16 protein-coding genes are annotated in these 21799 nt (G+C 56.6%); 8 read left to right on the top strand and 8 right to left on the bottom strand.

Annotated elements, in window-relative coordinates:
- Positions 1 to 171: 171 nt before the first annotated feature.
- The 6 genes from GSQ86_RS19785 to GSQ86_RS19760 all read left to right on the top strand — a co-directional run bounded on the left by GSQ86_RS19785 (position 172) and on the right by GSQ86_RS19760 (position 9257).
- The gene (locus GSQ86_RS19785; protein ID WP_158751905.1) at positions 172 to 2649 is read left to right on the top strand and encodes an ABC transporter permease; all 2478 of its coding nucleotides are present in this window, start codon (positions 172 to 174) and stop codon (positions 2647 to 2649) included.
- Positions 2650 to 2691: 42 nt separating this feature from the next.
- Positions 2692 to 5175, top strand: coding sequence for an ABC transporter permease (locus tag GSQ86_RS19780; RefSeq protein WP_158751904.1), 2484 nt, complete (start codon positions 2692 to 2694; stop codon positions 5173 to 5175).
- 76 nt (positions 5176 to 5251) lie between these two features.
- Positions 5252 to 6736 carry a xylulokinase gene (gene xylB / locus GSQ86_RS19775; RefSeq protein WP_158751903.1) on the top strand — a complete coding sequence of 495 codons (1485 nt, stop codon included), beginning with the start codon at positions 5252 to 5254 and terminating at the stop codon, positions 6734 to 6736.
- Positions 6737 to 6828: 92 nt separating this feature from the next.
- Positions 6829 to 7911 carry a LacI family DNA-binding transcriptional regulator gene (locus GSQ86_RS19770; RefSeq protein ID WP_158751902.1) on the top strand — a complete coding sequence of 361 codons (1083 nt, stop codon included), beginning with the start codon at positions 6829 to 6831 and terminating at the stop codon, positions 7909 to 7911.
- 55 nt (positions 7912 to 7966) lie between these two features.
- Positions 7967 to 8488 (top strand): hypothetical protein, encoded by a 522-nt coding sequence (locus GSQ86_RS19765; RefSeq protein WP_158751901.1) that lies wholly within the window; start codon positions 7967 to 7969, stop codon positions 8486 to 8488.
- A 25-nt stretch (positions 8489 to 8513) separates the two neighbouring features.
- Positions 8514 to 9257 carry a copper homeostasis protein CutC gene (locus tag GSQ86_RS19760; protein ID WP_158751900.1) on the top strand — a complete coding sequence of 248 codons (744 nt, stop codon included), beginning with the start codon at positions 8514 to 8516 and terminating at the stop codon, positions 9255 to 9257.
- 54 nt (positions 9258 to 9311) lie between these two features.
- On the opposite strand, the gene fahA is transcribed toward GSQ86_RS19760, so the two are convergent.
- From fahA to GSQ86_RS19740, 4 genes are all read right to left on the bottom strand, one after another.
- A complete protein-coding gene (fahA, locus tag GSQ86_RS19755) occupies positions 9312 to 10610 on the bottom strand; it encodes a fumarylacetoacetase (protein WP_158751899.1) in 1299 nt (432 codons plus the stop codon).
- Entirely contained in the window at positions 10601 to 11473 is an 873-nt protein-coding gene (locus GSQ86_RS19750; RefSeq protein WP_158751898.1) for a hypothetical protein, read from the bottom strand. The genes fahA and GSQ86_RS19750 overlap by 10 nt, the downstream gene beginning before the upstream one ends.
- A complete protein-coding gene (hmgA, locus tag GSQ86_RS19745) occupies positions 11470 to 12780 on the bottom strand; it encodes a homogentisate 1,2-dioxygenase (RefSeq protein WP_158751897.1) in 1311 nt (436 codons plus the stop codon). Before hmgA ends, GSQ86_RS19750 begins: the two co-directional genes overlap by 4 nt.
- An 87-nt stretch (positions 12781 to 12867) precedes the next feature.
- Positions 12868 to 13605 carry an NAD-dependent deacylase gene (locus GSQ86_RS19740; protein ID WP_254062506.1) on the bottom strand — a complete coding sequence of 246 codons (738 nt, stop codon included), beginning with the start codon at positions 13603 to 13605 and terminating at the stop codon, positions 12868 to 12870.
- A 63-nt stretch (positions 13606 to 13668) separates the two neighbouring features.
- Here GSQ86_RS19740 and GSQ86_RS19735 point away from each other — a divergent pair, with 63 nt between their 5' ends.
- Positions 13669 to 14268, top strand: a complete 600-nt coding sequence (locus GSQ86_RS19735) for a YkgJ family cysteine cluster protein (RefSeq protein ID WP_158751896.1) — start codon at positions 13669 to 13671, stop codon at positions 14266 to 14268.
- Between the two features lie 19 nt (positions 14269 to 14287).
- Here GSQ86_RS19735 and GSQ86_RS19730 read toward each other — a convergent pair whose 3' ends face one another.
- The 4 genes from GSQ86_RS19730 to GSQ86_RS19715 form a co-directional block, all read right to left on the bottom strand.
- Entirely contained in the window at positions 14288 to 16381 is a 2094-nt protein-coding gene (locus tag GSQ86_RS19730) for a prolyl oligopeptidase family serine peptidase (protein ID WP_158751895.1), read from the bottom strand.
- A gap of 318 nt (positions 16382 to 16699) precedes the next feature.
- Complete coding sequence (locus GSQ86_RS19725; protein WP_158751894.1) at positions 16700 to 17956, bottom strand: Gfo/Idh/MocA family protein; 1257 nt, start codon at positions 17954 to 17956, stop codon at positions 16700 to 16702.
- A gap of 16 nt (positions 17957 to 17972) precedes the next feature.
- The gene (locus tag GSQ86_RS19720) at positions 17973 to 18935 is read right to left on the bottom strand and encodes a sugar phosphate isomerase/epimerase (protein ID WP_158751893.1); all 963 of its coding nucleotides are present in this window, start codon (positions 18933 to 18935) and stop codon (positions 17973 to 17975) included.
- Positions 18936 to 19063: 128 nt separating this feature from the next.
- On the bottom strand, positions 19064 to 20353 hold the full coding sequence (locus GSQ86_RS19715) for a sugar MFS transporter (RefSeq protein WP_158751892.1): 1290 nt from the start codon (positions 20351 to 20353) through the stop codon (positions 19064 to 19066).
- 257 nt (positions 20354 to 20610) lie between these two features.
- Here GSQ86_RS19715 and GSQ86_RS19710 point away from each other — a divergent pair, with 257 nt between their 5' ends.
- On the top strand, positions 20611 to 21780 hold the full coding sequence (locus tag GSQ86_RS19710; RefSeq protein WP_158751891.1) for a DUF5666 domain-containing protein: 1170 nt from the start codon (positions 20611 to 20613) through the stop codon (positions 21778 to 21780).
- Positions 21781 to 21799: the final 19 nt, after the last annotated feature.

The following is a 21799-nucleotide window of genomic DNA, read 5'->3' as shown; positions in this document are numbered from 1 at the left end:
TGCCACGGGTGGAAGATGTCCGATATCGGACGCCCGTCATCCACATTTGAACACCCCAGGCATTCTCCTTCGTTACAGGCAGTTTATTTATCAACGGTTTAGTGTGCTGCGAGATTGGAAGGCCGCATGCCTGCTCCACTACTGAAGAACTGAGCACCGGGGAGGACGTCTATGAGGAAGTTTTGGACCGACCTGCGCTATGGAATTCGCCAATTAAGAAAGTCGCCAGGATTTACCGCGGTCTGCGTGTTGACGCTGGCGCTCGGCATTGGAGCGAATACCGCCGTCTTCAGCGTGATGAACGCGGTGCTTCTGAAATCGCTGCCGGTCGAAAACCCGCAGAGCGTGGTTTACCTGCGTACGTCGAATGCACCGAACCGGACAGGAACGATCGACTCGAATGAGACGTTTCCCTATGCCGTGTACGATGCGCTGCGCCGACAGCCAGGCGCCTTTACAGATCTGATGGCGTTTGTTCCGCTCTCCAGCAGCAAGGTGGCAGTTCGCTATGGCGCGCAGTCCGAAGAAGCGGCCGGTGATATGGTGAGCGGCAATTATTTTTCCGGCCTGGGCGTGCGGCTGATACGCGGTCACGGCTTCACGGCACAAGACGAAGCGAGCCATGCGCCTGTTGCTGTCATCAGTTACAACTACTGGACACAGCGGTTTTCGCGCAGTCCAGATGTGCTTGGAAAAACTCTGTTCGTGAATGGAATTCCCACAACGATTGTTGGGATTGCCGTCGAAGGTTTTGAAGGGACCGAGTCCGGCGATTCGACTGACTTCTGGATTCCGCTGCAGAACCGCGAGGAATTGAATGCCTGGGGCAATCCGCCAGAAGATGGCAAGACATATCAGGCTAATACGACATGGTGGTGCATGCGCATGCTTGGCCGCCTTGCTCCCGGAGTGACGAAGGCACAGGCCGTCGCGCGGCTGCAGTCTGCTTTCCAGACGGCTGCCTATATCGGTTTGGGGAATCCTGAGCCGGGAGAAAAGCGTCCGGTATTGAGTCTGCAGGACGCGAAGAGCTTTCCCGGATATGACCAGCAATATGGCAAGCCGCTCAGAATGCTGATGGCGATGGTGGGACTGGTGCTGCTGATCGCGCTCAGCAATGTGGTAATGCTGCTGATGGCTCGTAACTCGACGCGGCAGCGTGAATTCTCTCTGCGGCTGGCGCTGGGAGCGGCGCGCGGTGAGTTGCTTCGGCAACTGTTGGCTGAGAGCGCTTTATTAGTTGCGCTAGGCGGCGGGCTGGCGTGGCTTTTTGCCGCATCGGCTACACGGGCACTGGCAGCCTGGGCTCGCATTGAATCGAGCCTTGCTCCTGATACCACCGTTCTGCTTTTCACCTTGAGCATTCTGGCTGTGGCCTCTCTCCTCTTTGGGTTAGCTCCCTTGCGGATCGCGCTCTCTTCAGGACCGGGGCTAGTGTTGAAGACTTCTTCTGCGGCTTCGCATACCGATGCCGGCAAGACACGCATGGGGAGGATCATTATTACGCTGCAGATGGCGTTATGCGTGGTACTGCTTGTCGGCGGAGGACTGCTGATTCGCACACTGCGCAATCTCGAAAATATTCCGCTGGGCATGCGCACGGATGGGCTGGTGGTCTTCGGTATCACTCCGACCATCCACAATGCTGACGAAGGATTCGCGTTCTATCAGAATCTGCAAAACAAGTTGCGAGTGCTGCCGGGGGTCGAATCGGCAACCATTATGGAGGAGCGGCTGGGCTCGTGGTCATCGGATAACTTCAGCATGTCCGTGGATGGTAAGCTGCCTCACGTTGCCAATGGCGAATCGCTGACCGTGCGCAACAATGTCGTTGGGCCGGACTTCTTTCATACGCTCGGAGTGCCTGTTCTGGAAGGCCGCGATTTCAGCGACGCAGACACTGCGGCGTCGCAGCCGGTTGCCGTTATCAATGAATTGTTCGCGCAGCGGTTCCTGCCAAATCAGAATCCTCTGGGGCATCGCATTGGAACTCCCGATGGGAAATTCCAGTTCACTGTGGTGGGTGTGGTGAAGAATCACAAGTACCGCAGCATGGACGAGGAACCGATTCCTATGGCGTGGGTTCCCTATATGCAGATCCCGCGAGTGGGCGGAATGAATGTTGATTTGCGCGTGCATGGTGAACCGCTGGCGATTCTTCCTGCTGTCCGCAAAGTTATGGAACAGATCGACGCTAACCTGCCGCTGATTCAACCGATGACGCAGCGTGCGCAGTTTGAGCAGACTATTTCACGGCAGCTGCTCTTTGCACGACTGGCTGGATTCTTCGGACTGCTCGCGGTAGTGCTTGTGGCCACGGGGCTCTATGGAACGCTGGCGTACCGCATCAACAATCGCACGGTAGAGATCGGCGTACGCATGGCGGTGGGCGCGCGGCGCGGCCAGGTGGTGTGGATGGTGCTGCGGGACAGCCTGGTGCTGACTGCCATCGGTATTGCAGTGGGAGTTCCTCTATCGACTCTCGTAGCGAAAGCATTGGCGTCTTCACTCTATGGCGTAAAACCCTTGGACGCTGTGAGCTATGCGTTGGCGGTACTAGGGGTTTCGGTGGTGGCGATTGCCGCAAGCCTGATCCCTGCGCGCCGTGCGGCGGAAGTCGACCCGCTGACGGCGCTGCGGACCGAGTAAAAGAATCACGAGATCGTTTTGCAGTGATTGGAATGGGGCGCTATGAATCGATATCTGAACGACCTGCGATACGGAATTCGCCAGCTGAGGAAGTCGCTGGGATTCACGACCATCTGCGTGCTCACGCTGGCGCTCGGCATCGGCGCCAATACGGCTGTCTTCAGTGTGATGAATTCTGTGTTGTTGAAGTCATTGCCTGTAAAAGATCCGGAACGCGTTGTGTACCTGAATACATCGGGAGCGCCTCACAAAGGCAATAACACCGGTGATTGGACTACATCATTTTCCTACCCCGTCTATGACACGCTGAGGCAGCAGCATACCGCTTTTTCGCAGGTAATGGTCTATGCCCCGCTCGCGGTTGGGAAGGTTGCCGTGCGCTATGGCACTGAGCCGGAGGAAGCGCAAGGCGATGTCGTGAGCGGCAATTACTTCAGCGGGCTTGGCGTGGCATTGGCACGCGGACATGGCTTCACTTCGCAGGATGAGGTGCAACACTCCCCCGTTGCGGTCATCAGCTACAACTACTGGACACAACGCTTCTCGCGCAGTCCTGACGTGTTGGGACAGACTCTTTACGTCAAAGGGTTCCCTTTCACGATTGTCGGTATCGGCGCTGAAAATTTCGAAGGGACTGAGGCGGGAGACTCCATCGACTTCTGGATTCCATTTCAGGATCGGTCGGAGCTCGATCCCTGGGGCGAGGTGAAGAACGATGGCAAGAATTATTTACAACACCCCGAATGGTGGGAACTGCGCTTGCTGGGCCGGTTGGCTCCCGGAGTCTCCAAAAACCAGGCAATTGCCCAGCTGCAGCCGATATTTCAAAGAGCTGCTTATATCGGCATCGGCAATCCGGAAGCTGGCGAGAAGCCTCCGGTACTGAGCTTTCAGGACGCGAAGAGTTTTCCCGGCTACGAGGACGACTATGGACGCCCGCTCAGAACGCTGCTGTCGATGGTCGGCCTTGTACTGCTGATCGCGCTGAGCAACGTTGCGATGCTGTTGATGGCGCGCAATGCCACGCGACAGCGCGAGTTCAGCGTGCGGCTGGCGCTGGGAGCGGATCGCAAAGAGCTGTTTCGCCAGCTTCTGTCAGAAAGCCTGCTGCTGGTTGTGCTGGGAGGCGGGTTGGCATGGACATTTGCTATCGCCGCTACACATTCACTGGCAGTGTGGTCGCGGATTGAGACCAGTCTCGTGCCTGATCATGTGGTGCTCCTCTTCACTTTAGCGATCCTGCTCGGCGCTGCGCTGATCTTCGGCCTCGCGCCTCTGCGCGTAGCGCTTGCCGGTGGTCCGGGACTCGCGCTGAAAACATCTTCGGCAACGGCGAATACCGACGCAGGCAAAGCTCGCAGCGGCAGGATCGTCGTCGCCCTGCAAATGTCGCTGTGCATGGTGCTGCTGGTGGGTGCAGGCCTGCTGATCCGCACATTGCGCAATCTCGAAAACATTTCCCTCGGCATGCGCGTGGAAGGTTTGCTCGTCTTCGGAGTGAACCCGCAGAAGGCTCACTCCGATGCGGAAAGGGTCTTGTTCTATCAGCAGCTCATGGATAAGCTTCGCATGCTTCCCAGCGTTGGATCGGTGACGATTATGCAGGAACGCATAGGGTCGGGCTGGTCGAGTAACGGCTCCGTGCTGATCGATGGACGCAAGCCACCGAATTCCGACGGCGAGCAGGGTCTGGTGCGCCGTAATACTGTCGGCGCCGATTTTTTTCATACGCTTGGAGTGCCTGTTCTGTCGGGCCGCGAGTTTGCTGAGTCGGATACTGCGAACTCGCCGCAGGTCGCTGTGGTCAATGAGCTTTTCGCGAAACGCTTCTTGCCGAATGAAAACCCGATTGGTCATCAGATCGGCGGTAAAGATCCAAAATCGCAGAAGACGATTATCGGCGTGGTGAAAAACCACAAATACAGAAGCATCGAAGAAGAGCCCATTCCGATGGCCTGGCAGGTTTATACCCAGGCCGAGGGGATTGGAGAGATGCATATCGAGATGCGCGTTCGCGGAAATCCGATGGCCATTCTTCCCGCAGTACGCAAGGTCGTGCAGGAGATGGACCCGAATCTGCCGTTACTGAAGCCGATGACGCAGCTGGCGCAATATCAGGAATCGATTTCGCAACAACTGCTCTTTGCGCGACTGGCGGGCTTCTTTGGCCTGCTGGCTGTAGTTCTGGTAGCCACCGGGCTTTACGGAACGCTCGCATACCGGGTGAACAATCGTATGATCGAGATTGGCGTGCGGATGGCTGTAGGCGCGCAGCGCGGGCAGGTGGTGTGGATGGTGATGCGCGATAGTTTGATACTGACGGCTTGCGGAATCGCCATCGGCATACCTTTGGCGATTCTGGTGGCGAGTGCATTGACGTCAGCGCTGTATGGAGTGAAGTCCTATGACGCGGTGAGCTACCTGCTTGCCGCGCTGGGCGTGGCGTTTGTCGCACTTGTCGCCAGTGTCATCCCGGCGCAAAGGGCGGCTAACGTCGATCCGCTCAAAGCCCTGCGTTCGGAATGAAACTCTAGAGATTCCTGTCCCGGCTTAGTGATAGAGTAAGTCGATCTGCTAATTCGGTTTATCAAAGGACTTTTGCGTGTATTTTCTGGGATTGGATGTGGGCACCGGCGGCACCCGTGCCGTGTTGATTGATGAAAACGGAAAGGTGGTCGCTTCGGCCTCGAGCGAGCATGAGCCTTTCCGCACGCCTTATCCCGGATGGGCCGAACAGGACCCCGAAGACTGGTGGCGCGCAGCGCAGACAGCGATTCGCGAAGTGCTGGCTGCAAGCGGCGTTGCCGCATCAGACATTGGCGCCGCCGGACTGACCGGACAGATGCACGGCGCGGTGATGCTTGACTCCGAAGGCAAAGTGCTTCGTCCTTCGCTGATCTGGTGCGATCAACGCACCGGTCCGCAATGCGACTGGCTGCACGAGCAGATTGGCCGTGAGCGGCTTATCGAGCTCACCTGCAATCCTGCGCTGCCGAATTTTACTCTCACCAAGCTGCTGTGGGTTCGCGAGCACGAACCTGACATCTTCTCGCGTATCGCGCATATTCTCTGCCCGAAGGATTATGTTCGCTACCGGATGACCGGGACCTATGCCATCGATGTGCAGGAAGCGTCAGGCACATTGCTTCTGGACGTGACGAACCGTCGCTGGTCTTCTGAAGTGGCGCGTGTGGCGGGCATTGATGAAGCGTGGCTGCCGCAACTCTTCGAGTCGCCGGAGGTTTGCGCTCATATTTCTGCGGAGGCATCTGCTTCAACCGGCCTTGTTGCAGGCATGCCGGTGGTCGCCGGCGCTGGCGATCAGGGAGCGGGTGCCGTTGGCATGGGCATTCTGCAGCCGGGGTCTGTCTCTGCAACGATCGGAACTTCGGGTGTAGTTTTTGCGGCCACGGCTGCACCGACGAAAGATCCTCTGGGCCGGCTGCACACGTTCTGCCATGCTGTACCGGGCCGCTGGCATGTGATGGGTGTTACCCAGGCGGCTGGGCTTTCGCTGCGTTGGCTGCGAGACGTGATCGCTCCGGGAGCAAATTATGATGCACTCACAGCTGAAGCGGAGCAGGTTCCAGCAGGCAGCGACGGACTGCTGTGGGCTCCCTATTTGCTGGGTGAGCGCACCCCTCATCTCGATTCGCAGGCAACAGCAGCCTTTTACGGCATCACCGCTTCACACACTCGCGGACACTTGATACGCTCGGTGCTCGAAGGCGTGGCCTACTCGCTGAAAGATACATTTACACTCTTTGCCGAACTCGGCATACCGGTGAAAGGCGTTCGTCTAGGTGGCGGAGGAGCGCGCGGACCGTTGTGGCGGTCGATTCAAGCCAGCGTTTATGGATATCCCTCCGATATTCTCGAAGCGGAAGAAGGCGCGGCTTTCGGCGCGGCGTTGCTGGCCGGTGTAGGTGCTGGCGCGTGGCCCGATACCGATGCAGCATGCGCAACGGCGATTCGCGTAGCCGAACAGATTGCGCCGGAAGCATCTGAAGAACGCAGCTACGCAGACGGCTACAAGATGTATCGCCGGCTCTATCCCGCACTGCGTGCCATTCGCGAAGGTGTTTAAACTGCATGGGAACTGCGCCTGTTGCCCGCGCCAGCAGCGCAGCCCTGTGATTTCAGTTGAACATTTCGTTATGAACATCTACAAAGGCATGTATGCCAAAACGCAAGTCTCCGGTTACGGAAACGAAGCCCACCGAGTTCCTACCCGGAAAACCAATCAGTCTTAAAATTCTCGGCGATTATCTCGATCTTTCCCCCGCTACTATTTCGCTCGTGCTGAACAATGCACCTGGTGTGCGGTCGATTCCGCAGGAGACGCGGGACCGGGTGCTCGCGGCGGCGAAAAAGTTTGACTATCGCCCGAGCTTCTATGCCCGTTCGCTCCGCAAGAAGCAGACTTTTTCCGTGGGTGTGCTGGTGCCGGAGCTGAGCGATGGCTACTCCGTGCTGGTGATGGACGGCATTGAAGAAGTGCTGCTCGAAGAGGGATATTTCTACCTCACGGCTAGTCACAGGCGCAAAGCCGACTTGATTGAAGAGTATCCACGGCTGCTGATGGACCGATCTGTTGAAGGTTTCATCGCCATCGACACGGCACTACAGCACAGCCTGCCGCTGCCAGTCGTGGCGGTGGCAGGGCACCGAAAGATCGAGGGCGTGACCAGCATCACGCTCGATCATAAGAGAGCGGCAGAGCTGGCGTTGCATCATCTCTACCAGCTGGGACACAGGCAGATCGCGTTCATGCGAGGACAAACATTCAGCTCCGATTCAGAGGATCGCTGGAAGAGTCTGATGTCAGTCGCGCGCAAGCTCGAACTTGAGGTGCATCCTGAGCTGACAGTGCAGTTGGAGGTGAATGTCTCGTCGCCGGAGCTCGGCTATCCGGTCGTGCAGCAGTTGCTGGCGCACAACCGCCCATTCACCGCGCTGGTTTCGTTCAACGACGTGGCAGCCATTGGTGCCATTCGCGCATTCCGTGACCATGGGCTGCGCGTACCGGAAGATATCTCGATTGTCGGCTTCGATGATATTCAGGGTGCGGCCTATCACAACCCAAGCCTTACAACGATCCGGCAGCCTCTGCATAGCATGGGTACGCATGCAGCGCGACTTCTGCTGCAGAGGATTCGTGGGAGCAAGGATTTTCCAGAGCATGTTGCAATCGTTCCTGAGCTGATCATTCGCGAATCCACCTGCCCTCCGAATCCCAAGCACCCTGTGCGCAAACACTAAACAAGCGAAACCATCGGGATGATACTCTTTCGCTGATGGCTTCTTCGGTGAACACGTGAGAAATTTTAGCAGTCGAACACTTCCCTCTTCCGTTGTTTTAGCGGCGATATTACTTGCGGCTTCGCTGACTGGCTTCTGCCAGTCGGCGCCTTCGATTGTGACGGCGCAGCAGGCGGCGAAACTCTTGCCAGATGCGGTATTTTTTCGCGGACAGTCGGCTTCCGTTCAGGCGCGTAATTCTGCAGGTGTCCACTTCACAAACGACAGGTATATGTTGGCTACGCTCGTAGACACCTCGGGCTATTCGAGCGGTGTTCAGCAAAAATACCAGGCTTATCTCATCACTGAAGTTGCACTCGACTTCAGCGGGCAAACACTCAAGCCGGGTGCATACGGTGTGGGTATCGTCGGAGACCACTTCCTTGTGATGGATATTGCCGCCAACGATCTCATTACCGCTCCTGTGCAGCACGACGCCGAAATCAAGCGCCCTGGTCCACTCCAACTCAATGCCGACGGCGATCACTATCGCCTTTACTTCGGCCGCAACTATGTTTCCTTCGCGCAGGCGAAATAATCATTCAAGCAGGTCATTCTTCCTTATGAAAAAGCCAGTCACACTCGAACTTTGTCTTGAATCCGTCGATTCAGTGATCGCCGCTGATCTCGGAGGTGCTCAGCGCGTTGAACTATGCGCGAACCTTCTGGAGGGTGGCACTACGCCCAGTGCCGGAACTATCCAGGCCGCGCGTGAGAGCGCAAAGCTTGGAATCAACGTCATGATTCGCCCGCGAGGTGGAGATTTTCTTTACACCGACGCCGAGTTTCTATCGATGCAGCATGACATTCGCATCGCTAAGGAATTAGGCGCTGACGGCATTGTGCTCGGCTTACTGCGCGCCGATGGATCGGTGGATGCGGAACGCACAAAGCAGCTGGTTGAGATCGCACATCCGCTACCCGTTACCTTTCATCGCGCCATCGATGTATCGCGCGACCTGCTGGAGGCGTTAGAGGCCGTCATCTCGACGGGTGTGGTGCGCGTGCTGACGTCGGGTGGTGCGTCTTCGGTAGTCGACGGGGCAGCCATGGTGGCAAAGATGGTCGAAGAAGCCGGAGACCGCATCATCATCATGCCCGGCTGCGGCATTACAGCGGAGAATGTTCTCTCTGTCATTGAAGCTACGGACGCGCAGGAGGTACATATCGCGCTCGAAGATGAGATGCAGAGTGGCATGCACTTCCGCAAAGCAGAGATTCCTATGGGCGGCGTTGAAGGACGAGAATATCTTCGCTTTGTGACGCCGGAAGATGCCGTGCGCAATGTGGTGAAGATTTTGCAGTAGTCATCTGCGGGAAGATATATCCCAGTTCAGGTCAACGGATGGGACTGCAAATCTTCAGGAAGCTGGAACGATCGTTCCGCGACACTCGCCGAAACCGATCCTCGGATAGCCTTCCCGCTGGCAATACCCTCGGAGAATGATTTCGTCGCCGTCTTCAAGAAACCGGCGCTGCTCGCCGCCCGGCAGCTCGATCGGCTCCGCGCCGCGCCGAGTCATCTCCAGGAGACAGCCAACGGATTCTCTAGACGGCCCTGATACCGTTCCACTCGCAAGCAGATCACCGGGACGCAGATTACAGCCATTACTGGCGTGATGCGTGAGCATTTGTGCTAGTGTCCAGTACAAATCGCGCGCATTCCCTTTGCTCAGACGCACCGGCTCCAGCTTTGCTTCACGCATGCGCTGCGATGAGAGCCATACTTCCAACGTGAGATCAATGCCGCCCTGCTGGCTGTTACTTGTAGAGTCCAGGTACGGCAGCGGTTGCGGATCGTATGCGCTGCGCTCAAATGCAGGAACGCGAAATGGTTCGAGAGCTTCCATAGTCACCACCCACGGCGATATGGTCGTCGCGAAATTCTTCGCCAGAAATGGCCCGAGCGGTTGATATTCCCACGCCTGCATGTCGCGCGCTGACCAGTCGTTGACGAGGCAGAGTCCAAAGATATGAGCCTCCGCTTTATCGAGAGGGATGTCGGTTCCGAGCTGATTTCCTTCACTGATGAAAAAACCTGCCTCCAACTCATAATCGAGGAGGCGACTCGTAGCAAAGACCGGGTGCTCCGCGTCGGGAGCTTTCATCTGGCCGCGAGGACGTTTGATCTGCGCTCCACTCAAGACGATTGAGGATGCTCGACCGTGGTAACCAATGGGAATGTATTTGTAATTCGGCAGTAATGGGTTATCGGGGCGAAAGAGTCTGCCTACGTTGGTTGCGTGATACAGCGAAGCATAGAAATCTGTGTAGTCGCCGATCTCCGCTGGAAGGTGCATCGTCACTTCCGATGAAGAATGCAATAGTTTTTCTACCTCGTCGCGAAGCTCGGAGGCAGCTTCAGCACTAAGCATCTCTTTCAACCTTGCACGCAATGGCTTCACAGCTTTGCGGCCGCCCGACATCAGAATGTTCAAGGTATGCGATGTATAGGCTTTTAGGAGGGAGGCACTCGGGCTTCCGAGAAGACCTTGCTCGAAACAGGAATGCAGGTCCAGGACATAATCGCCAATTGCTACGCCGACGCGGCGATCAAGATCGGCTGTCGAAAAGATTCCGAGAGGAAGATTCTGAAGCGGAAAATCTGTATCACCATCATTGGCTGATTCGACCCAGCTTGTCCCCATAGTTACAGCCATCCGAGAGTTTTCAGATCCTGCACTGGCTCGGTAAAAGAGCAGGAACCGAAACTGACAGCAAACTTCTCCCGCGCCTCTGCGATTTGTGCTGCCGAATAAGAGTAGTTAAGCCAGATCCCCTTGTCCTTTTCCCACGTGAAGGCTTGCGGAGATTCTTCGCCGAGAACCGGAATGATGTCATTCTTGGACGCGCCGTTATATGCCATTGTTGCTGCTACAAATACATTTGCAAAACCGAACATGAGGGCAGAGGCGCTTGCCCGCTCGTAGGTCAGCTTCTGCATGGAACGCAGCGGATGATGCAAACCTGCAGTCGCTTTGAAGGCGACGCCTGCATTCGCGCAGGCGGCGATGAAATGCGCTACGGATTGCTTAGTCGGAATTGCCTCGGCCGTAACACCGCCGCACCGTATCTTTGCCCGGGCGTCATACTTCTTCAGCAGAGGCAGCATCTCTTCACTTTTATTCGGCGCGAACTCTACGTAGGCAGCCATGCTCGATGGAACGGAGAGAAGCACTTTTTCAGCGTGTTCGATATTGTCCGCTTTAAACTCAATGGCGTCGAGATAAGACGCTCCCTCCACAAAGTCGGCGATGTACTGCAGATCTTCCTCGTTTCCGGAAGCAACAACACTCAGGAGCCAGGGCGAAGCCTGTTCATCGCAGCAGTTTTCCGTAAAGACCGAAGCGAATTCTCCAAGCCGCTGAGCGGGAACAACGAAGCGTCCAAGCATCCACGCGTCATCGCCGCTGAGATATTCGGAATAGTTTCGGACTGCGGTCTTCATATCGAGGCCAGCAGGCGGAAAGAGGCCCGCGTAGTCGTTGAGTTCCTCCAGCATCGCCTCTATCGCAGTCGTCATTTCTGGTCCGCGCCCGGTTTGAAATGTTTTTTCAATCCCTGCCAGCACTCGTAATATTCGTGCTGCAGGATCTTCGTCTCCAGCGCAAACTTCGTCGGACGTACGGCAAGCTGCGTTTCAAACATGAACGCCAGCGTATTGCCCAGGTACTGCGGCTTAAGTTCAGCCGCGCTGGCGCGCTCAAATGTCTCCGCGTCTGGTCCGTGTCCCGCCATGCAATTGTGCAGGCTCGCTCCGCCGGGCACAAAACCTTCTGTCTTTGCGTCGTATTGACCGAAGACCAATCCCATGAACTCATTCATCATGTTGCGGTGGAACCACGGCGGACGGAAGGTATGTTCGGCTACCATCCAGCGCGGCGGAAAGATTGCAAAATCTACATTAGATGTGCCGGCGATCGCGCTCGGGGCGGTGAGCACAGTGTAAATCGATGGATCGGGATGATCGAACGAAACACTGTTGATACAGTTGAAGTTCTTCAAATCGTATTTGTAAGGCGCATAATTGCCATGCCAGGCAACGACGTCCAACGGCGAGTGATCAATCTCGGCGATCCAAAGGTTGCCGAGGAATTTGCTGACGATGTGGAAGATGCCTTCGCGATCCTCATACGCGGCTGCGGGATAAAGAAAGTCGCGGGCGTTGGCTAATCCGTTTGCGCCAATCGGACCGAGCTCCGGCAGCCGGAACTGCTGGCCATAGTTTTCGCAGATATATCCGCGCGCCGACGCCTCTTGGAGAACTACGCGAAACTTCAAGCCTCGCGGCAGAACACAGATTTCTCCCGGCGCGATCCCGAGGATGCCGAGTTCCGTATGAATCCAAAGCGCTCCCTGCTGCGGCACAATCAGCATCTCTCCGTCGGCGTTATAGAAGAAGCGATCTTCCATCGAGCGATTGATGGCGTAGACATGGATCGCGACTCCGGTCTGCATCGCCGGATCTCCATTGCCGCCAAGCGTAACAATGCCATCGACGAAATCCGTTGGCTCTTTTGGGATGGGAACCGGATCCCAGCGCAATTGATTCGGCGGCGTGGGCACTTCGGTAAACGGGCCGCTGCGGACGAGCCGCGCAGAATACTCTTCGTAGGGTTTGTGCGTCACCGAAGGTTTGATGCGATAGGTCCACGTGCGCCGGTTTACGTGACGCGGCGAAGTGAACGATGTTCCGCTGAACTGCTCGGTGTAAAGACCGAGAGAATGCTTCTGCGGAGCGTTCTGTCCCTCAGGCAAGCCTCCCGGCACAGCTTCGGTGGCGAATTCGTTGGCAAATCCGGACTGATACTTCAATGCTGCAACAGGCATGCTGTCCCCTTCGGCATGAAGGGAAGGTCAAAACTCTATAAGTTATCTGCTGGCATGGTGCTTTGGCAAACGCTTCGTTGCGATCTCTTATTCCAGGGCGATCAGGCCCGGCAGAATTTCCCCGGCCTTACCCAGAAACACTTCGGTAAAAGCCCCGGCGTTCAATGGCCGCTCGGGACCCACGTAGTAGGTTCTCACCTTTTGCATCCCGGCCTGATTGCGTCCGCTGGCCCAATGCACGAAACTGGCTGCCGGATGGACATTGCCGGAGGTGCCGATGACGATCATGACATCGCAGCGGTCGATCTCACGCATCACCCTATCCATTTCAAGCGGGTACTCACCAAACCAGACAATGTGCGGGCGAATACGCGCTCCGCAGGCGCATGTTGGAATTTGCGCGGCAGATTCGTAAGAGTTGCGATCCACGAAGACAAGCTCACCACAATCGGCTTCGCAGCGCGATTTGAATAGCTCTCCGTGCATATGCACCAGATTGAGTGATCCAGCTCGCTCCTGTAGATCATCGACGTTCTGCGTGCAGACAAATAGCCTGTCTCCGATTTGCGATTCAAGCGCGGCCAGCGCGTAGTGGGCCGGATTCGGCTGACAGAGTTGTGCATCGTGCCGGCGCATGGAATAGAACTGCCACACACGCTCATGATCGGCCTCCCATGCCTCAGGAGTGGCAACTTCCTCAATGCGATAGCCGCTCCAGAGCCCGTCAGAATCACGGAATGTAGGAATACCGCTCTCGGCGCTGATGCCTGCGCCTGTGAGGACGAAAACGCGGTCTGCCGGACCGATCTGAATGGTTGCGTTCACGCGTCAAGCGTAACGGAAAGCATCATAAAGCCGAAATCCCCGATACAGCGATATGCTGAAAGCATGCTTCCCCCAGAGGATCAGCGGCTGGTGCAGATCGTAGACGCAGCCCTTGCCGATGCTGCACGGCGCAGCGGCGCATGGCTCGCATGCCGTCCCGGCTGCACGCAATGTTGCGTGGGAGCATTCGCCATCAGCCAGCTTGACGCCGAGCGATTACGGGCCGGATTCGATCAGCTCACAAAAGACGATCCGGCGCGCGCTTCCCGCGTGATGGAAAGGGTGCGCGAATCCGTGTCGCGCATCGCAGCCGATTTCCCTGGAGATATTCGCACCGGCATTCTGGATGATTCGCCGGAAGCACAGGAGCACTTCGAAACTTTTGCCAACGACGAAACATGTCCCGTACTCGATCCGGAAACAGGCATGTGCGATCTGTACGCATCTCGACCGATGACCTGCCGCGTCTTTGGTCCGCCGGTGCGATCGGAAGACGGCCTCGGTGTCTGCGAGCTCTGCTATCACGGCGCCAGCGAAGAGGAGATTGCAGCGTGCCAGATGTTTCTGGATACAGAGGACCTCGAAGACTCCCTGAATTCACTGGCTGAAGCGCAGACCGGTCAGCAAGGCAGCACGATTGTCGCATTCGCGCTGCTCCACTGACGAACGAACCAACCCCAACCTACTTCAGGTGCCGCGCAAAGAAATCTGCGCCTGCGGTATAAGCCGCCAGCCAGTCGCGATGCAGCAGGAAGTCATGAATCTCATCGGGGAAGACAAGCTCTTCGACGTCTACTTTTTGTTTGCGCAGTGCGGCAGCCATCTGTATCGTCTGCAAAAATTCCACGTTACGATCATCATCGCCCTGGATCAGCAGCACAGGCGAACGCCAGGTGTTGACCGAAGACATCGGCGACGACAGCCATGCCGTGCGTGCAAGCTGAGGATCAGCTTCCGGATCATAGGCTGGAAGTCCGCTCCCACGTTCGACATTCCAATCATGAACGCCATGCATATCGACTCCGGCTGCGAACATATCCGACGCTCGAGCCAGCGCCAGAGCGGTGAGATAGCCACCGTAGCTTCCGCCCCACACTCCAATATGCGCAGCATCTACATCGGCACGGCTCTGCAGATAGAGTCCTGCTCCCTGCACATCATTAAACTCGCTTGCGCCCGAAGCGCCGTAATTCAACGCCTCGCGAAACTCCTCGCCATAACCAATACCACTGCGATAGTTCACTGAGAGCACAATGTAGCCCTGACTTGCCAGATACTGGTTCATCCCGTAAGCGTTCGAGTAATACTCCATCGGGTTCCAGCCGAGCACCATTTGCCGCCGCGAACCGCCATGAAAGAAGATGGCTGCCGGATGGCGATGTCCGTCGTTGACATTCTTTGGCAGAAAAAGCTGACCGTGAATTCGGAGACCGTCTGCTGCGGAGAAGATGACCTGCTGCGGCACAACAAAACTCCCTGCTGGAAATCCGGCAGGCTCAGCCTGCGGCGCTAGATCGCGCAGCTCTCCATTTTCGCTAAGCATTGCTGGACGAATTGGCACGCGCGCATCGGAATGAAGAATAGCAATCTCTTTGCCGTCGCTTGTGATCACCGGAGAAGTCTCAATGCCTTCACCACGCGTCAATTCTGCAACGTGTCCGCTGGCAGTATCGATTCTCCAGATATGTTTGCGATCAATATCACCTTGATTGGAGGAGTAGACGATGGCGCTGCCATCGCGACTCGCTGTTACGTTGTCCACTTCAAACTCGCCATGTGTCAGCAGCTTTGCTTCTTTGCTGCCTTCTGCCAGCGAGTACAGGTGAAGCCAGCCATCTGCTTCCCATGGAAAAACGATGGCTCCCTGCTTCGTCCAATGGAGCTGACTCTGTCCCTGCGCTTCGTGAAAGACGCTGCCACGTCCTTCACGCGCTCGCCAGATCTCCTGTCCTTTTCCGCTTTGCACATCCGCTACGCGAATCGACCATGGCGGACCGCTCCGCTTGGCGCCAAAGATTTCAGCGGTCTTGCTGTATGGCACGCGAATAAACGCTATACGCTTGCTGTCACTCGACCATATTGGATCATCATCGTGATCGGTGCCGGGATCGAGATATTGAAGTGTTTTTGTATCGAAAGAATATACGCCGATGAAGCTGTGATCCCCGCGATCGCTGACGAAAGCCAGCGCTCGTCCATCCGGTGACCAGAAGATCGCTGTCACAGTACCTCGCGTGTGCAGCAGCTGCTCCGGCTTCGCGGTTGCATTGTTGAGCGAGACCGTCCATATCTGACCTTTGGACAGATATGCAACATCGTTTCCTTTAGGAGAGACAGCCGGTGCGCGTCCGGAAGCGAGTTTGCGCGCTTCTCCGCCCAGCGTGGGAATAATCCAGATTTCCTGCTCCACACCGCCTGGAATGAGCGCCGGATCGGGAGCAGGACTTTCAGGAAACTCGAAATCTCCACCGCGCGCATACACAATCGAAGCGGCATCCGGAGTCCACGCCAAATCTCCAATCTCAATGCCGTCATCTTTGTCGAACTTCGTCAGCTGCGTCGCGCTATAGGCATTTCCATCGCCGGTTTTCCGTGCGATCCATAAATTGCGGCGACCTTCTAGATTGGTAACCCAGGCGAAAGCGTCCGACGAAGGAGCAGCCTTTAACTGCGAACTGAATGGCGCGCTCAAAGCCTGCTCGAGAGTAAAACTCTGCGCGGACAGAAGTGGTGCAACAAGGCAAAAGCAGCCCAGAAGAAATTTGCTTGCAAGCATCTATAGCCTCAACGAGCGGAGATTCTGCATCATACCGCACTCACATCGCGGAAGATGAATTTGCGGACGATAAGGTCTTCATGAAGGACTAACTAACATTTCAGGTGAGTCACAAAATACAGAATGCCGTCATTCTGACGACCGGAGGGAGGAAGAATCTCAAATCAGGCTTAAATTAGGATTCTCCAATTTACAACTCAAATATCAAGCACAAAGTCGTCATTCTGAGCCATAGGCGAAGAACCCCAAACCAGCTAGGCTCGGGATTCTTCTCCCTTCGCTCATCAGAGTGACGGCACTCGATAGCCAGGAAATACTTTAGCTGAACTGGCTCATGTTGATATCGAGCTTGTATGTTTCGCCATGAGCAAGCAGCTCGTCCCATGTGACTTCGCGCTTCTGATAGCCAGCCATGCGGCCCAGCATGCAGCTGCGTGCGCTTTCCACGCCTGCCGCAATCTGGTTGTGGAACTTGCCGGAGGTGATGCTCTCGATAAAGCCCTTATCTTTTTCTGAATCGGCCTGCGCCAGATTGTCGCTGAATGCGCCGTTAGCTGCGAACGAGCCAGTCGGCTGGCTGTTGCTCTCAGACCACGTCCACGCATTGTCGCCGATGATGCGCAGCGGGCCTGAATAAGGCGCTTCAGCAATGCCCTTCGATCCGAAGATGCGCTCGGAGACGTCGAACCATTTGCCGGGGCAGAACTGCGTGGACGAGAAGCTGACGTGAACATCTTCTGGATAGGTGAAGACGACCTGGTAGTTATCCCAGGTGTCGCCCGCATGCGTGATCACGTTACGTCCGCCGGTGGCTACCGCTTTCACGGGATGACCTTGCAGAGCCCAGTTGCAGATATCGATGACGTGGATATTCTGCTCAAGCAGAATGTCGCCCGACAGGTTTCGATACCAGAGCCAGTTGCGAATGCGCTGCTCATCGGCGGAGGCGCTGGGATAATCATGCTCGACGGCAGGCGGCGCGTTGTACCAGGCAGTGGCGCTCACGATTTTTCCGAGGTCGCCATTGTGGATGCGGCGCACGATCTCCATAAATGGCGGCGCGCTGCGAATCTGGAAACCGACATCCACGCTGACTTTGCCATCGACATGCTTGGCGATTTCAAGAGCCTGCTTTGTCTGCTCAATATCGATGCCGACCGGCTTTTCACAATATGTGTGTTTGCCGCCATGCACCATCGCTTCCAGATGTTGCACATGGAAATAGGGCGGCGTCGAAATCTGTACTGCATCGACATGCGGCGACGCGGCCAGCTCCTCATAAGCTTTATAACCGCGGAATTGCAGCTCCGGACCCGCATATCCCAGCGATTGGTTCACCTCGTCAAAATGAGCTTTGCCCTTTTCCAGCTGATCGGGAAACAGATCCGCGAGAGCGACGATACGTGCGCTCGTATTTTTCGCAAACGAGGTGGCGACGGAGGTGCCGCGACTGCCGCACCCCAGCAGCGCATATCGCACCGCGGAGTTGGCCTGATAGCCGAAAGCAGTTTTAGGTTTCAGAAACATCAGGCCGGAAGCGGCAGCGGAACCAGCAAGGAATTTTCTTCGATCCATGTGTTGTCGTGCTCCGTTATGCGTTACTCTTTTGGATTTTTTCGATAATGCGTTCGAGATAGACCTTCTCGTTCTTCACATCTTCCATCTGCTGCGGGCCTTCGGTTTCGCGCTCGATGGTAATCGTTCCGGAATAGCCGAGCTTGTGCAGCTTGGTGAAGACCTTTTCGAAATCGACAATGCCGGTGCCGATCAGCACCTCGTCACCCAGCTTCATCGGATTGGTCGGCCACTTGCCATCCTTTGCATGCACCGCTCGCACGTGCGGTCCGATGATATCGACCGCATCGACCGGATTCGCCTTGCCATAAAGGATGACGTTCGCCGTATCCAGACCAACGCCGAGATTCGGCTGGTTCACATCCTTGATCGCGCGTGCCATCGTCGTCGGCGTCTCCTGCCCGGTCTCCATCAGAAAATGCTGCCCGTTGGCGGCGCAGTGCTTGGCGACCTCCTGAATCGCGAGCACCGCTTCGTCATAAAGCGGATCGCGCGGGTTCTCAGGAATGAATCCGCAATGAGTCTGAATTTGCGGAATGCCGAGAAGCTTGGCGAAATCGGAAGTCTGCTTCAGCGCATCGATGCGGGCGGCGCGGCTGTCACGGGGAACCAGTCCGATCGTCGATGGACCATCCTCGAAATTCCACACCAGCTTCCCCGGCCCGACTACTTCGGCCGTCGTCGCCGTAACCCCATACTTCTGCAGCAGGCCGCCAAGCTCGTCGGCGAGCGCAGGCGTGAACTTGCCAATATACGCATCAAGCGACAAAAAGCAGTTCGTCATGCCCAGCTCTTTCACGCGCGAGATGGTAGCTTCAGGTCCTTTTGCCGGAACGATGAGCACGCCCACAGCCATCGGCTTCAGGGGTGCTGCCGCTGCGGGTACAAAATTTCCAAGTCCAAATCGGGAAGCAGAATGAGCCGTGGCGAGAGCGCCGGCCTGTACCAATGCCGCGCCCAGAAAATCCCTTCTACGCATAGGGAAGTGTCTCCAATGATAACGATTCCACCCGGCAAGCCTATCAGGCGAAGTGCAGATTTGAGAACTCAGCTTCCGCGAAGGAAATGCCCCGCTCCGCAAAAGAAAGACCGGGGCAAGCTCAATGCCTAAGCAGTGACGACCTTCGAGCCCTTCAGCCCGTAGTAAACAATGTAGAGATAGCAGAGCACCGGCAGAATGAACGCGTGATGGATACCGATGCTGTCCGCCAGAACACCCTGCACCTCGGGAATCAGCGCGCCGCCGACAATCGCCGTTACCAGCAGTCCCGACGCCTCACCCGTCAGCGGCCCCATCTCCGCAATGCCGAGGGTAAAGATGCATGGGAACAAGATGGAATTGAAGAGTCCGACCGCAAGAATGGTCCAGATCGCAACGTGCCCGAAGGTCAGCATCGAGATGATCACCAGCACGGCAGCAATCATCGCGCATAAGGCGACCAGCGATCCGGTCTTGACCTTCTGCAGCACGGCCGAGCCAATAAAGCGGCCCACCATCGCGCCGCCCCAATAGAAAGGAACCAGCGCCGATGCTGCCAATGCGCTCAGACCGCCAATCTCAGGCCGGTTGAAGTAGTTAATCAGAAAGCTGCCGATCGAAACCTCTGCGCCGACGTAGACAAAAATTCCAATCGCGCCCAGCACCACATGCGGATGCCGCCAGATGCTGTCCTTCTTCTCGCCCATCGGGCGGTAGTCCTTGGTCGTATCGAGGCGTGGAAATTTATACATCGCAATCGCCAGGCCCAGCACCACCAGCGCCAGCGCAATCGCCAGATAAGGAAACTTGACCGTCGCCGCCTCATGCACGCGATACGCATGCAGCTGCACCGAATCCATCTTTGTGACATCCTGCAGATTTTTCGCCGCCGCACCCAGAATCAGCCAGCCGCCAAGCAGAGGACCGATCACCGTTCCCAACGAATTGAATGCCTGCGTAAGATTCAGGCGGCTCGACGCCGTCTCCGTCGGACCAAGCACCGACACATAAGGATTGGCAGCCACCTGCAGCGCCGTGATGCCGGCCGCGAGAACAATCAGCGCCGTCAGAAACAGCGGGAACGATGGCGCGCTCGCAGCCGGAATAAACAGCAGCGCTCCGGCGCACATCGTAAAGAGGCCCGCAACCATCGTCCGCTGGTAGCCGATCCATTCGACTACTTTCCCCGACAGAAAACCGAAAGCCGCGTACGCGCCGAAGAACGCGAACTGCACCAGCATCGCCTCTGCGTAATTCAGTGAAAAGATCGATTTCAGGTGCGGAATAAGAATGTCGTTGAGCGAGGTAAGAAAACCCCAGACAAAGAATAATGTCGTAACCATCGCCATGGCGCTTCGATTGGTGCTGCCCGGGGCGTTGGTTGTAACTGAAGCGCTGCTTACATTTGTGATGGCCATGAAGTTTCCAATCCTCAGATGGTCGCGATCTGAGGAGACTTGCCACTGCTCAGAAAGACGGTCATCGCTGATGATAAACGCTGACCGCCACAAGTACAGCAGACTCAATCATGGAAACGACACCAATCCGGCTTCCCTGCCTCTGTAACCGTTTTCCCGTAAAATAGGAGATGAAACTTTCCCATGGCCGGTCACGTCCTTTTGATAGGCCCCAAAAGGGAAATAGATTTCAGGAACGTCCTTAAAAACAGCACGTTATGCCATTTATAAAAACATCCTTCGCTCTCACGCTCGCCGCCGCTGCCACCATCGCAGCCCCCTCGCAGTCTGTTTGGGCGGCTGCCTATCAGGCTCCTGCAGCCTCCACAGCGCGGCTGCTCGGCACCGTGACAGCGACCACCGGGGACAGCATCACCATCAAGTCTGATAAGGGCGTACTGGAGACAATTTCCGTCGGCGATGCGACTCGCATTGTGCGCACAGAGCCAGGCCAGAAAGACCTCAGCAGCGCCGCCGCCATTCACGTGCAGGACATCGCCATTGGCGACCGAGTATTGGTCCGCGCCACTCCTGGCTCGGCTGAAAATACCTACACCGCGCAAGCCGTCATCGCCATGAAACAAAGCGATATCGCGCAACGCCAGCAACAGGACCGCGAAGACTGGCAGAAACGTGGCAGCGGAGGCATCGTGAAATCGGTCGATGCCGCTGGCAACACCGTAGTCGTAGCCTCAGGCGCAAGAACCATCACCATCCACACCACACCTAAAACCATCGTCCGCCGTTACGCACAGGACTCGGTGAAGTTCGACGACGCCAAAGTCGCCACCCTTGATCAGATCAAGCCTGGTGATCAGCTGCGCGCGCGCGGCGACCGCAACGCCGACGGAACCGAGCTCACCGCGGATGAAATTGTCGCCGGCTCCTTCCGCAACATCGCTGGACAGGTTCAGCAGGTCAACGCAGGCGCACAGACTCTGACCGTGATGGACCTTGCCACGAAAAAACCTATCACCGTGCGTTTCACGTCTGACTCACAGTTACATAAACTCGCGCCGGAGATGGCGCAAGCCATTGCCGGCAGGCTGAAGGGTGCTCCCGCTGGCGCGCAGCCCGCGTCTGCGAATGCGCAGCCGCCCGCAGGCACTGCAGGCACCGTTGGCATGGGCCGTCAAGGCGGCGCTCGCGGCGGTGATCTCTCACAAATGCTGCAACGCGCCCCGATCGTGCAACTCAGCGATCTGCACCAGGGCGATGCAGTCATGATCGTCTCAACCCAGGGCTCCAGCGAAACGGCAACCGCTATTACTTTGCTCGCCGGCGTTGAACCCATGCTCCAGGCTTCGACCACAGCAAGCCAGAGCTTATTTTCCTCTTCCTGGAGCCTCGGCGGCGGAAGCGAAGCCGGGGGAGCCGCGCAACAGTAAGCCCAGAACAAGTAAGCCC

Source organism: Acidobacterium sp. S8 (genome assembly GCF_009765985.1).
GTDB lineage: Bacteria > Acidobacteriota > Terriglobia > Terriglobales > Acidobacteriaceae > Alloacidobacterium.
The sequence above is the reverse complement of the archived record's forward strand: the minus strand, read 5'-3'. Positions and strand labels throughout refer to the sequence as shown.